This window comes from Bradyrhizobium sp. YCK136, from assembly GCF_044570075.1.
Taxonomy (GTDB): Bacteria; Pseudomonadota; Alphaproteobacteria; order Rhizobiales; family Xanthobacteraceae; genus Bradyrhizobium; species Bradyrhizobium diazoefficiens.
Map to the genome: position 1 here is coordinate 7,712,768 of NZ_CP172424.1, position 12,681 is coordinate 7,725,448.

The window sequence follows — 12,681 nt, forward strand, 5'->3', positions numbered from 1 at the left end:
GAAGGGTCTGATAGGCGGCGGAGGAAACCTCCGCCGAGCCGAACCCGGGACCTGAGCCGCATGACCATGTCGGTCGAGCAATTGTGGAGCCTGCCTGAAACCGCGCTGGTCGGCGCCTACGCAGAGGCGCGGCGCCGTTACGCGGAGAAGAAGTTCGAGCGCGACACCCAGCGGGCGCGGCTGGAATGGATGCGCGCAAAGCTGTTCGTCAACACGCAGGGCAATGTGACCGAGCGCAAGATGGCGGTCGACGTTTCCGAGGAGCTGGCGCGCAAGGGCCAGGAGGTGCGCGAGATGACGCGCGATCTCGACATGCTGAAGATCGACGTGGACGTGATCGACACGATGATCCGGCTGCGCGGCGCGCACGGCGCCCCGCCGGTTCACGCCGAAGAGGCGGCCGAGAAACCGGCCGAGCCGGAGGGGGAGTGAGATGGCTGCGTTCCGCGGAAGCTGCCTGTGCGGCGAGGTCGCGTTCGAGGTCGACGGTCCGTTCGATCGCTTCCTCAACTGCCATTGCTCGCGCTGCCGCAAAGCGACCGGGACCGCGCATGCCTGCGAGGTGATCGTGAAGGCGGGGGCGCTGCGCTGGCTGCGCGGGGAAACATCCGTCGCGCGCTTCGATCTGCCCAATGCACGAAGCTTTGCGACCGCGTTCTGCAAGAGCTGCGGCAGCCCGATGCCGCATCTCACGCGCAGCGGACGCGAAGCGATCATTCATGCCGGCGCGTTCGACGAGCCGCTGGGCGCGGCACCTGACCGGCACGTGCATTGGACGTCCCGCGCGGATTGGTACGCGCACGGGGACGGATTACCGGTGGAGGCTTGAAGCTCAGCTTTGCGCATGCCCACCGTGGCGGCGGTGATACGCGCTTGGCGACGACCAGCTCCAGTCCTTCAGTGCCGTTCGATCCGGCTCGAAGATCTCGATCTTGAGCGGATGACATGCCGCGGCATCGCTGGAATGGGTTGCGCTACAGTCGCCACCGGGACAGGCCGACAACGCGCCGAGCAGGTCGATCTCCGCAAGAAACTCGATGAAGTCGCCGGGACGGACCGGACTTGCCTTCATGAAATATTGGTGCGTGTCCTTCGTGAAGCCGGTGCACATGAAGACGTTGAGTACGTCGTGGATATGATGCTCGATCGCGCGTGGCTCCATCTCGAGCTCGGCGGCAAGCGCGCGGGACAGGTTGGAATGGCAGCAAAAATCGTAAGCCGTGCCGTTCAACAGGAGATTTGTATAGGGGTCGCAGCGCGTGCCGATGACATCATGAATGCCGGCGCCGTCCTCGTCGAAGCCGTACCAGCCGAGCGTGTCGTGACTGATGGTCGCCATCGGCCGAAGGTAGGGCATATTGCTCCAGAGCCGGTCCCCGATGCCGACATGCGTACCATGGAGCGCCCGCGTCTTGCCGCTGAAGAAGCGCTCGGAGAGATCCTCCGCATTCCAGAGATTGAGGTCGCCGACCTGAGGACCTTCGATGCTGACGATGCGGAAAAACTGGCCGCGCGCCACGCGAAATGCTCTGGCATCGCGTGGCGGCACGATGAGCTCGTGCGTCTTGACCATCGTGCGGCGAGCTTGCTCGAGCGCGGCCAGGTCAGGCCCGGGCATCGTGCCGGCCGGATAGACGATCGTCGGCTTGGCGGCGCGGCGCGAAGCGGCGTCTGCGGGTGCGATTTTGGGCGACATGCCAAGCTGATCCCTGTGACTGCAATCCATCCTACCGCCTCATCTCACCCACTCGCAACGCACTCCGCCATGATCCCATCGAGCTCCGCCTTCGAGAGAACGCCGAGCTCGGCGATGAAAACGATGCGTGACCGCGGCACGCCTGGTGTCGGCGCCTCACCCGGCGCCAGTGTTGCGCGGCCGCCGGCGAACTGAAACACCGTCAGACGGCCGGGCTGCTCGACGGTCTCGAACAGGCCCTTGGCGCGGGCGAGTTTCGGTGCCAGCCGGCCGATCGCCTGCTGCAAGCGCGGCAACGAGATTGGGTGGTCCGAGGTCCAGCTCAACGTCTCGAAGCGTTCCTCTGCCGGCCGCCGCGGCCCCGGCTCGCGTGTCGCGGGCGCGCGATCGATGGCTGCGGGAAACAGCAGCGCGGCGGGAATCTCGCCGTGCTGCGCATCGACCACCACGGCGGGGACGCGCAGCGCGCGGATGGCTTCGCGCATGCGGGCACCCGCGCCCTCGTCCGCCAGATCCAGCTTGCTGAGCGCCACGATATCGGCGACCCGCAGCTGCGCGCGCACCAGCGCATCATCCAGGGCCGACGGCAGTGTGCCTGCGTCCATCACGCAGAGCACGGTTTCCAGCGGCGCCTCGCGCAGGATCACCGGATCCATCAGGTTGCGCACGATGTCGGAGGGATCGGCGACGCCGCTGGTCTCGATGACGATATACTCCGGCTTCGGATCACGCCGCAGCAGTGTCGACAGCGTGCGGAGCAGATCGCCTTCGAGCGAGCAGCAGATGCAGCCGTTGGCAAGGCTCACCACGCCGTCGCTCGCGCCCGCGATCAGCTCCGCATCGATGTTGATCGCGCCGAAATCGTTGACCACGGCGGCGATGCGCCGTCCCTCCGCATGCGCCAGCAGATAGTTGACGACCGTGGTCTTGCCCGCCCCCAGAAAGCCCGTGACCAGGAGAATGGGGACCGGCATAGGTCAGCCCTCGACGACCGGGCGGCGCACCGGCCGGCCGGGCCGCGCAGTCACATCCAGAATGCCGTCGCTGATCAGCGGCTGGCCGCTGACGACGAGATGCCGCACGCCCTCGGACGGCCGGTTCATCGCCGTGAACGTCGCGCGGTCGCTGAGCTTCTCGTAATCGAACACGACGATGTCGGCATCGGCGTCCTTTGCGAGCCTGCCCTTGGCGCGCATCGCGGGCGTGCTCTGCGACAGGATCTCCGCAGGGATCAGCGCACATTTGCGCACGCCTTCCAGCAGCGACACCGTCTTGCGCTCGCGCACCCATTCGCGGATGAATTTTGTGAAGCAGCCGGCCGAGCGGGGATGCGAGGTGGCGTCATCCGGCAGCGGCCAGGCATCGCCGGTGTAAGTCTTGCCGTCCGACGTCGTCCACGGCATCGCGTCGGACGCGATGGCGCCGCCGGGATACAGCACCGACATGTCGAGCAGGTCGCGGTGATGCGAATTGTTCTCGGTGTCGAGGATGTGCCAGAGCACCAGCGAGGACGGCTCTTCGGCCTGCGCCTTGAGCAGCTCCGCGCGATCATGGAAGCGATAGCCGTCGGTCACGCGCTGCACGGAATCGTAACCGGTGCCGTTGCGCTCGACGAATTGGGGATCACTGAAGAAGGCCGCGGCCAGCACGGTCGAACCGGTGCCGTAAGGATAGGCCTCGACCGTAATGGGCAGGCCCTGCGCCTGCGCCTTCTCGACCAGCACGCGGCAGCGCTCGATGTCGGTCTTGCTCGACGAGTTGAAGTGGCAGATGTGCATATGCGCGCCGGTGGCGCCGGCATAGCCGATCAGGCGGATATAGGCCTCCGCCGCGCTCTCGGGGTCGATGCGCGACATGTAGGCGACGTGGGTGAAGGTCGGCACGTCCTGCTTCGCGGCGAGCTGGCAGACCGCGGTCAGCTCCTGCACGCCGGCGCCCGGCGCGTAGGCGTTCAGGATGCCGATGCCGATGCCGCCCTCGTTGAGGCCGCGCGCGAGGCGATCGAGGATGCCTGATACCTCCGCATCGCTCGCCACATTGTCCATCCAGCGGCGGTCGCGCATGGCGTTGCCGAACGCCTCGAGCGAGCTCTCCGCGTTGGAGCCCGTCATCGCGCCGATGCGCGCAAAAGCCCAGTTGGTGGCGGCGCCGTAGTTCAGCACGCGCCCCTTCCTGGCCTGGCGCTCATACCAGGATGCGACCGGCAGCACGCCGGCCTCGAGATCGAGCGTCGTCGTCACGCCGTCGAACGCCTGCATGCGATCCGCCGGGATCGACTGGCCATGCGCGTGCAGGTCGATGAAGCCCGGCGCCACCACGAGACCGGTGGCGTCGATCACCCGCTCGGCGCCGCCGAGCGAGGAGCCGACGGCGGCGATCCTGCCGTCCACCACCGCCACATCGCCGATGGCATCCATCCCGCTCGCGGGATCCACCACCCGGCCGCCAGAGATCACCAAACCGCTCATATCGTCACTCCGCATGCCATTGCCAAAACCTCCAAAGACCCGGCAGCAGCTTCGGAGGTGCGTCTGAGCCGCATAGAGGCAGATTTTTGTGACAACGACCACCGCCGCGGATGCCGATGCAGCATGCATATTGCCGCGCGGCTGTCGCGGGGACGCGCATACGAGATGCAGTCTCGGGTTGCATCCCGGCAGATGCCAAGCTATGGGATGCGCGCAATTTCATTTTTGGAGGCGACCATGTCTACGACTGCACGCTTCCCGGGTTCGTCACGCGATATTTGACGCGCTTCCCGGGATGGGTTCCCGGGTGAGACCACCAAGCCCTGCATCAAATCGAATCTGCCGCGACCTATTGGCGCGCGTTTGCGAACCTATTGTCATGACATCCAATCTCAAGCTGGCCCCTGATCGGGACGACCGGCGTTGCGACCTGCTGGAAAGCCGGCTGCGGCGATATCACCCGCGCTTCCAGGGCGCGGTGCGCGCCTTGGCCGTGCGGCATCCGCGCATTGCGGACCTTGCCGCGAGCTTTCCCGCGCTGCTCTTCGCGCTTGCTGTTCCGCGGCGGGGGCTCGATCCTGCACGCGCGATTGCGTGCGTGATCGACGGCCATGCCCTCGCGGAGGCGGCGCCTGCCGCCGACGCCCCGCTGTGGCTGCGCAAGCTGCCTCCGGAGACGTTTGCGCGTCCGATCCCGCGATTGCCCGACGGCGAACTCTTTCGGCGACAGATCGCGAACCACCTTCCGCGCTCTCCCAAGCTCGCGCCGACATGGCTTCAGCTCGTAGCCGATGCCGCCGAGCGCGCGCACGAACCGATGGCGGCGTGGATCGCGCGTGAATTTGCGCGCGAGCCGCGACGGGTGAAGCCTGCACGGCTGCGGCTGATTTGTCTCTGGGCCTGGTATTCGACCGAGCCCGCGACGTTGGGACATGATCTGATCGAGAGGCCATGGACGCCGGACATGCGCATCGATGCCGCACTTTCGGCCGCAGAGGATTGGCGTACGATCGTGGCCCTGCATGCGAACCTCGGCCGCCAGCCGATCGCCGATATGTGGCTGCGACCCGGCCGGGTGGCGGGCTACGAATTTCTGCCTCTGGATTCGATTGCCGCCATCACCGAGGAAGCGAAGGCAATGAGGAATTGCCTCAACACCTATGGCCAGAACCTCGCACATAATCGGTCGCGGGTCTTGACCCGAATGCGGATTATTTCGCTGAGCTGGAAGCTTTGACTGCGGAAGGGTGGCTTCGGTCCACCTGATCGTCGCGTCGACGCTTGTGCATCCTGCATGGATCTGCACAGCACCCATTCCGCGGCAACGGCGGCGTCTCTCAAGGCACAACCAGTTTCTTGCGAATGGCATAGCGGACCAGTTCGGCCGTCGACGACATTCCAAGCTTGCGCATGGCCGACGCACGATGGGTCTCGACCGTCTTCACGCTCAGCTTCAAAATGACGCTCATGGATCTGTTGGTATGCCCTTCCGCAATCAACTGGACCACGCTCTGCTCGCGCGACGTCAGCAGCATGTCCGACCTGCCATGCTTGTTGAGCTGGTAGTCGTGGAGCAGCTTCTCCACCAGGGCGCTGGTGAAGTAGGGCCTGCCGTCGAGCAGCGCCTCGATTGCGGAAATCAGGTGCTTCTTGGCATCCGACTTGAACAAGAAGCCGCGGACTCCCGCCAGAACGGCTTCGGACAGCAGTTCCTCGTCTTCATGCATCGTCAGGATCAGCACCTCCGTGCGCAGATCAAGTGCCTTGAGCCGGCGGCTGACCTCCAACCCGTTCATGAGTGGCATCGAATAGTCGACGATGACGATGTCCGACATCGTCTCCACGGCCAAACCGACGGCCTGCTCGCCATTGGTCGCTTCGCCGGCGACGATCCAGTTGGACTGCGTTTCGACAATCGCGCGAAGCCCTGAACGTACGACTGCATGATCATCCGCAATCAAGATGCGTTTCATGGCGTCGTTCTCGTTTTCCGGCCGCAATCGATGGAGACGGCCGGCAGCCGCAAGGTCGAACGATCATGCCGATCATGGCTCGAAGCGCCATCCTGCAAAACCCTGAACTGCCTCGGCGAATGTACCGACGTGGCCGGCTTCAAGGAGACCCCACGGACCGACGCGCCGTCATGCCTCAACCAGCTGCGCACGAACGGCGTACCGGACCAGACCTGCGGTTGAGTTCACGTCCAGCTTGCGCATCGCAGCCGCTCGATGTGCCTCTGTCGTCTTGACGCTGAGGTTCAGGATCGCGCTGATGCCCTTGTTGCTGTAGCCTTCGGCTACCAGCTTGACGACAAGCTGCTCGCGTGGCGTAAGCCCGCGGCCCCGGTCTGCTTCGCCGCCCGCGCCGTGATCCAGTTCGTTCCGACAGCTTTCGCTGCAAAATCGCTTATGCACCAAAAGCGCGTCGACGGCCGCCAATAGCGATCTGTTCGCATCCGATTTCGTCAGAAATGCGCGTGCACCGGCCTCGAACGCCTGCTGCGCGAGCAGACCGGACTTGTGCACCGTGAAGATCAGAACCTCCGTCTGCAGCGGATAGTCCCTGATCCGCCGCGCAACCTCCACACCCGTCATTCGCGGCATGGAGAAGTCGACGATAGCCACGTGCGGCCGGCTTTCGATTGCCGCAGTCAACGCCTTGCTGCCGTCGTTCGCCTCGGCAACCACCTCCCAATCCGCCCGCTGTTCGAGCACCGCTCGCAAGCCCAATCGCACCGCCTCGTGATCATCTGCGATAAGAAAGCGTTTCATGGCAGAGCACTCCAATGTCGCTATACGGCAGCCATGTCCACCCGCCACCGATAACCTTCTTCTTCTTGCCTCAGTGGGTGCCAGCTTGGGCCCTCCCGAAGCCCGTGGCCTTTCGCCGGCCATGCTTGTTCGTCGTCAGCCCATGCGGAAACACCGCGCGCAGGATGGTGCCGGAGAGCTGTGTTGCCGGATCGGAGTGGATATCCAATGACCCTCCGATCTGTTCGAGCCGTGCCCTCATCGCGGGAATGCCGACGCCGACGGATATGGTTTTCGCACCTTGCTTCGCGTAGTCGGCGCGCATCCCCCGCCCATTGTCGGTGACCGTCAGTCGAAAACGAGCGCCGATGGCGTCGATAACGATGCTCACCTCCGTCGCTTGCGCGTGGCGGAATATGTTCGTGGGGCTTCCTGGACGATCCGCAGCAAGGCGCGTTGCTTCTCGTAAGGTAGCCTATCGACGTCGGGCACGATCCTGGTCGTGACCCGCAACGAGGTGCGGGCCGCAAAACCATCAGCGTAGTGCTCGATCGCGGCCTTGAGTCTGTCGATCGTCAGATTCTGGGGGTGTAGCAGATAGGAAAAGGCACGGATTTCCCTGAGTGCCTCATCGATAGACGCGTCGATCTCACCGCAAAGCCGTTCGGCGCCGACCGCGTCGCTCATTTCACGCCGGAGCCGCATGAGACCGAGACTCGCGGCAATCAAATGCTGACATGTCGAATCATGGAGATCGGAAGCAATCCGCTGCTGGATATCCTCCTGGATGGACGCCAGATTGGCAATGACTTGAACATCATCGACACCTTCGGTCGCGGTTTCGAATGCACCATGGCGCACGGTACGATGGCTGCCGATCAGCCGGATCGCGCTACCCGCCACGGGATCCACAACCGGAGCGATGGTCGTCTCCATATTTTGCCGCCGGTCGCCAAATGCGAGACGATGGCGAATCCTCACTTCCGTTCCTTCCGCGAGACAGGCGCGAAGGGCTTCATAGATGGATCTGGCGTCATCCCTGCTCATGCAGCTGGAGACGTCCATCTCCCTGATGTCTTCGGACGAGATGCCGAGATGCTGCTCGAATGCCGGGTTGATCCCCTCATAGACGAAGCGACGGCCAGGCGAAGGGCGCACGACGAAGAGAAAGTCAGCCGAGCACATCCAGTACAGCCGGTCGCTGGCCTCTTCGAAATCGAGCCGGAACGACCCTGTGCCGCTGGTTCGAATTGGCTCGGAAGCGGGAAAGCTATGAGGCTTCACGGTACGCGCTCACTCTGCTGCGGCAACGCCCGACATTGAAGCTCGATATCGAGAGTCGCCGTCCTGCCCCGCAGGCGGGGCATCACCCTGGATCAGAGTACGCCCGTGGGGTCCGCAGATTATACACCGTTAGGTTGATCGCGCCATAAGTAGTAGTAGCGCGAGATTAGAATCTCGAATTCGTGAGGGGGAGAGCTGAAGGGATCAAATATGCGGTTCGTGCCAGACCATTCGGCACTGGACTCAAAAGAGATGCAACAAATGCTAAAGTGCCGCCAATGGCCTTCACGAAACGGCGCGAGAGGATAACAGCTTCCCTGATACGCAAGCAGCGCCCTCCGAGAATCATGCATATCGTTCTCGGATCAACATCGGACGACACTCTACCAGGCGCTAGCGGGTTCCGGCTCCGCTCGCGCTGGATTTCCTTTTCTTTCCGGCCTTCGCGCTCGGAGAAGGCTGCTGAGGCGGCGCGATCACCAGCGGATGAGACGGCACTTGGAGGCGGTGAGTGGCGGCGTCGTCCCTGAGTGCATCAGTATCCAAGCGCTGGCTTCGGTCGACTGAATCGCGCGGGTCTGCGACGGCGGCAGACGGCGCCGCTAGCCCAACGGCGACTCCCATCAGCACCCACGCGTATTTCATCATCTTGCAGGCCCCTCAGAAAGCGAAGTCAAGCCGAGGACCGATCCTGAGGTCCCGGTAGCGCCGCACAGCAACGTTCGATGTACGCGCTTCGTACAACACACTGGTCGTCAGCGACGCGTTGCTGGTAAAATTGTACTTCACACCCAGGTCCGCCGAGTAGATCTGGTCTTGCCGCCCCCGGTTCAGCCCGTCTGTGAACCAGAAGGCTTCGAACAGCGGCGTGCTCACGATTGACCATTTCGGATCGAGCTTGACTTCGATGCCAAGCAACGCATCGAAGCGCCAGCGGCGAGCTTCCGCAAGGTCGGAAAACCGGTAGGTCACAAGCAACAGCGGCGAGAGTGTCACATTATTCATGCGGAAGTCGCGCGCCACTGAGCCCATCACGTCGTGCGAGGTGAAGGCAAGGTCCCGGTAGACTCCATCGAAATCGTATCGGTTCTCGTAGATGGCGGAGAAGCGCCAGCCGTCCCAATTCTCGGTCAGGCGCGCTCCCACGCGTGCGACTGCAGCGTTGCCATCCTTCTCCGTCGCGAATGCCTCGTATTGGGCGCGGGCGTAGAGCCGGTAGGAGAGGTCATTGGTCAGATTCCCGTCCAGCCTGACGCTCACGTCGGGCTCATAGTAGAGATCCGATTTGCGGTTGTCCCGGCTGAACAAAGCATTGTCGGTGAAAGTCGGCGCGACGGAACCGACGACGCTCCACGACGGAGCGGAGTAGTACGGCACGGGACTGCTCGCCTTCAGCTCGGTGAGATCAACATCCGCGGCCCACGCGGGGCTTGCCCCAAACAATCCAACGACCGGTAACAGAACGATAGACCCGCGCATGGCATGCCCCGATGGCTTCTGCGTACACCAGGAATCGCCTTAGATTGGGCAACGATTGTGGCGTGTTAGTGATGATACTTTAAATCAGGGATTGAACCGACAGATTGCCATTTCGTAAAATGCCGGAAGCTCCCGACGCTGCGAAAGAGACGCCGGGGAACTCACGCTGCACGTGACCCCGATCGGCTGCGTTGCCCCCAGGCAAAAGCGGAACGGCGCGCGGATGTGGCACGCTGGTATCGCGGCCGACCCCACTCGATCCGCCTAATAGTCCACCGCGTCCCTGGTGATCGGACAGGTCATGCAATGACCGCCTCCCCGGCCCCGCCCCAGCTCTGCACCGACGATGGTGATCACCTCGATCCCTTCCTTGCGCAGCAAGGTGTTGGTGTAGGCATTGCGGTCATAGGCAAACACCACGCCCGGGGACGCGCAAACCAGGTTAGCGCCGCTGTCCCATTGCGTTCGCTCGCGCATATAGGCGTTGCCGCCGGTCTCGACCACGCGCAGCTTCTTCAGGCCGAGGGCTTCAGCCACGACGTCCACGAACGGCTTTTCGTCCCTGCGCAGCTCGAGGCCGGCGGAATTGTCGGCCGGCCGGTAGGAAAAGGCCGCGATGTTGTTGACGATGTCGGGATAGAGCAGAACGCAATCTCGGTCCGCGAACGTGAAGACGGTGTCGAGATGCATCGCGGCGCGGAGCTTCGGCATTGCAGCCACGATCACGCGCTCGGCCGCCTTTTTCTTGAACAAGGCCGCGGCGACCTGGCTGATCGCCTGCCGCGAGGTGCGCTCGCTCAACCCGATCAGGACGTTGCCCTTGCCGATCGGCATCACGTCGCCGCCTTCCAGCGTCGCCAGACCGTGATCCCGGGTCGGATCGCCCCACCAGACATTGACGTTGCCGGCGAAATCCGGATGGAACTTGTAGATGGCGGTGGCGAGAATCGGCTCTTCATGCCGCGCCGGCCAATTGAGCGAATTCAGCGTGACCCCGCCGTAGATCCAGCATGTCGTGTCCCGCGTATACAAGGTGTTGGGGAGCGGCGGCAGCAGATACTCGGTCATGCCGGCGGCCTCGCGGACGAGCTTGAGCATCTCGCCGCCATGGGCGTCCGGGAAGTCATGGGTCGAAACGCCGCCGATCAGCGTCTCGGCCAGATCGCGCGGCGTGAGGCTCTCCAGATAGCCCCGCAGTTCGTCGACGAGGCCGAGACCGACCTGATCGGGAACAACCTGGTTGTCGAGGATCCACTTTCTGGCCTCGGGGATCGCGACCGTCTCGGTCAGCAGGTTGTGCATCTCGACCACTTCGATGCCGCGATCACGCATCTTCTGGACGAAATCGAAATGATCGCGCTTGGCGTTTTCGACCCACAGCACGTCGTCAAACAGCAGCGTGTCGCAATTGGAGGGCGTGAGGCGCTGATGGGCGCGGCCGGGTGAGCAGACCATGACCTTGCGGAGCTGACCGACCTCCGAATGAACACCAAAGGCTCTGTTGGATTCCGATGCCTGCTTTGCCATGGGACTGCCCTTGTGGGTTGCCTTGCCTAGATCGTGATGTAGCCGGTGGCCAATCCGTGGATTCCGACAGCCGCGCCGACGGCGGCTGCGATGAAGATGCCCCACTCGACGGCCGTGAAGACCCTCGCCTTCTGTTCCAGGCGCGCCCAGAAATAGAGCGCCGTGCCGGGCGCGTAGAGGATCAAGGACAGCAGCAGAAACTTCATTCCGGCCGAATAGATCAGGAACAGCGTGTAGATGACGGCGATGCCGGCAAAGATCGTGTCGCGCGTTCGCTCGCTGCCGCTCTTCTCATAGGTCTCGCCACGCCTGACGAGCAGGAGCCCGTAGGCCGCAACGAGGAAGAACGGAATGAGTGACATCACGCTCGTCAGATTGAGCATCAGCGCGAAGGCATCCTGCGACCAATAGGTGCTGATGACGAAGAGCTGGACGATCACGTTGGTGAGCGAGAGCGCCGCGGCCGGCACCTTGTTCGCGTTCTCCGTGCCGAACAATGCCGGCATATCCCTGGTCCGGCCGGCGGCGGAGAGCACCTCGGCACAGATCAGCGACCAGGCGAGATAGGCCCCCAACACAGAAACCAGAAGTCCGATGCTGACGAAGATCGCGCCCCAATGCCCGACCACGGCCTCCAGGACCGTCGCCATGGACGGTTGCCGCATGCCGGCGATCTCGGCGCGGAGAAGCACGGCGTATGGCAGCATGGTGACGAGCACCATCAGGCTCGTGACGATCGCAAACCCCAGCAGGGTCGCAGCACCGACATGCGCGCGCTCCTTGGCGTAGCGTGAATAGACGCTCGCGCCCTCGATGCCGAGAAAGACAAACACCGTGACCAGCATGGTGGCGCGGATCTGCTCGAACAGGCCCTTGTCCGGCATGCCCTCGCCGCCCCAGAAATTGCCGCGGAACATGTCGGCGTTGAACGAGACAATCAGGATAACGATGAAGACCAGGATCGGAACGATCTTGGCGACAGTGACGATGGTGTTGATCGCGGCCGCCTGCTGCACGCCGCGCAGGATCATGAAGTGGAACAGCCAAATTCCGATCGAGGCGACGATGATTGCGGTGACCGTGTTGCCATCCCCAAAGACCGGAAAGAAGGCGCCCAAGGTCGACTTGATGAGGACCCAATAGGATACGTTGCCGATGCAGCTGCCGATCCAGTATCCGAATGCCGACAAGAAGCCGGGATAATCGCCAAATCCTTCCTTCGCATAGGCATAGACGCCGGCATCGAGCTCGGGCTTTCGCTCGGCCAGCGCCTGGAACACCCGCGCGAGGGTGTACATGCCGCCGCCGGCAATGCACCAGGCAAAGATCGCGCCGAACGGACCGGTGGCGATGCCGAAAGTTCTCGGCAGCGAGAAGATCCCCGAGCCGACCATCGAGCCGACCACCATCGCGGTCAATGCGAACAGGGAGAGCTTTTGGATTGACGGCGTCCCAGTCATGTGAAGACCTCGCGACG

At 63.3% G+C, this 12,681-nt stretch carries 13 protein-coding genes; 3 read left to right on the forward strand and 10 right to left on the reverse strand.

Translation table 11 applies throughout. The features are described 5' to 3' along the window. The first annotated feature begins 60 nt into the window (after nucleotides 1-60). Complete coding sequence (locus ACFLEY_RS37175) at nucleotides 61-432, forward strand: hypothetical protein (protein WP_011090035.1); 372 nt, start codon at nucleotides 61-63, stop codon at nucleotides 430-432. Between the two features lies 1 nt (nucleotide 433). Then, nucleotides 434-829: a GFA family protein gene (locus ACFLEY_RS37180; protein ID WP_396604361.1), complete on the forward strand. Its 396-nt coding sequence runs from the start codon at nucleotides 434-436 to the stop codon at nucleotides 827-829. Between the two features lie 3 nt (nucleotides 830-832). Here the strand turns inward: ACFLEY_RS37180 and ACFLEY_RS37185 are convergent, their stop codons facing one another. From ACFLEY_RS37185 to ACFLEY_RS37195, 3 genes are read right to left on the reverse strand one after another with little or no spacing between them, the layout of a single operon-like run. Further along, nucleotides 833-1,696, reverse strand: coding sequence for a DUF1989 domain-containing protein (locus ACFLEY_RS37185; RefSeq protein WP_060910619.1), 864 nt, complete (start codon nucleotides 1,694-1,696; stop codon nucleotides 833-835). Nucleotides 1,697-1,740: 44 nt separating this feature from the next. After that, nucleotides 1,741-2,670 (reverse strand): GTP-binding protein, encoded by a 930-nt coding sequence (locus ACFLEY_RS37190; protein WP_060910618.1) that lies wholly within the window; start codon nucleotides 2,668-2,670, stop codon nucleotides 1,741-1,743. Between the two features lie 3 nt (nucleotides 2,671-2,673). After that, on the reverse strand, nucleotides 2,674-4,179 hold the full coding sequence (locus tag ACFLEY_RS37195; RefSeq protein ID WP_249163191.1) for an amidohydrolase family protein: 1,506 nt from the start codon (nucleotides 4,177-4,179) through the stop codon (nucleotides 2,674-2,676). Between the two features lie 337 nt (nucleotides 4,180-4,516). Between ACFLEY_RS37195 and ACFLEY_RS37200 the strand changes: the two genes are divergently transcribed. Beyond that, entirely contained in the window at nucleotides 4,517-5,401 is an 885-nt protein-coding gene (locus ACFLEY_RS37200; protein WP_171901228.1) for a hypothetical protein, read from the forward strand. Nucleotides 5,402-5,501: 100 nt separating this feature from the next. On the opposite strand, the gene ACFLEY_RS37205 is transcribed toward ACFLEY_RS37200, so the two are convergent. From ACFLEY_RS37205 to ACFLEY_RS37235, 7 genes are all read right to left on the reverse strand, one after another. Beyond that, complete coding sequence (locus ACFLEY_RS37205) at nucleotides 5,502-6,137, reverse strand: response regulator transcription factor (RefSeq protein WP_011090041.1); 636 nt, start codon at nucleotides 6,135-6,137, stop codon at nucleotides 5,502-5,504. A 168-nt stretch (nucleotides 6,138-6,305) separates the two neighbouring features. Next, nucleotides 6,306-6,935 carry a response regulator transcription factor gene (locus tag ACFLEY_RS37210; RefSeq protein WP_038965441.1) on the reverse strand — a complete coding sequence of 210 codons (630 nt, stop codon included), beginning with the start codon at nucleotides 6,933-6,935 and terminating at the stop codon, nucleotides 6,306-6,308. A 70-nt stretch (nucleotides 6,936-7,005) separates the two neighbouring features. Next, nucleotides 7,006-7,305: an ATP-binding protein gene (locus tag ACFLEY_RS37215; protein ID WP_309142157.1), complete on the reverse strand. Its 300-nt coding sequence runs from the start codon at nucleotides 7,303-7,305 to the stop codon at nucleotides 7,006-7,008. Further along, nucleotides 7,302-8,198, reverse strand: coding sequence for a histidine kinase (locus ACFLEY_RS37220; RefSeq protein WP_309142158.1), 897 nt, complete (start codon nucleotides 8,196-8,198; stop codon nucleotides 7,302-7,304). The genes ACFLEY_RS37215 and ACFLEY_RS37220 overlap by 4 nt, the downstream gene beginning before the upstream one ends. Nucleotides 8,199-8,858: 660 nt before the next feature. Beyond that, nucleotides 8,859-9,677, reverse strand: coding sequence for an outer membrane beta-barrel protein (locus ACFLEY_RS37225; protein ID WP_060910615.1), 819 nt, complete (start codon nucleotides 9,675-9,677; stop codon nucleotides 8,859-8,861). Nucleotides 9,678-9,941: 264 nt separating this feature from the next. Next, complete coding sequence (gene arcA, locus ACFLEY_RS37230; RefSeq protein ID WP_060910614.1) at nucleotides 9,942-11,204, reverse strand: arginine deiminase; 1,263 nt, start codon at nucleotides 11,202-11,204, stop codon at nucleotides 9,942-9,944. 26 nt (nucleotides 11,205-11,230) lie between these two features. Further along, nucleotides 11,231-12,664, reverse strand: a complete 1,434-nt coding sequence (locus ACFLEY_RS37235; RefSeq protein ID WP_060910613.1) for a basic amino acid/polyamine antiporter — start codon at nucleotides 12,662-12,664, stop codon at nucleotides 11,231-11,233. Between the last annotated feature and the right edge of the window lie 17 nt (nucleotides 12,665-12,681).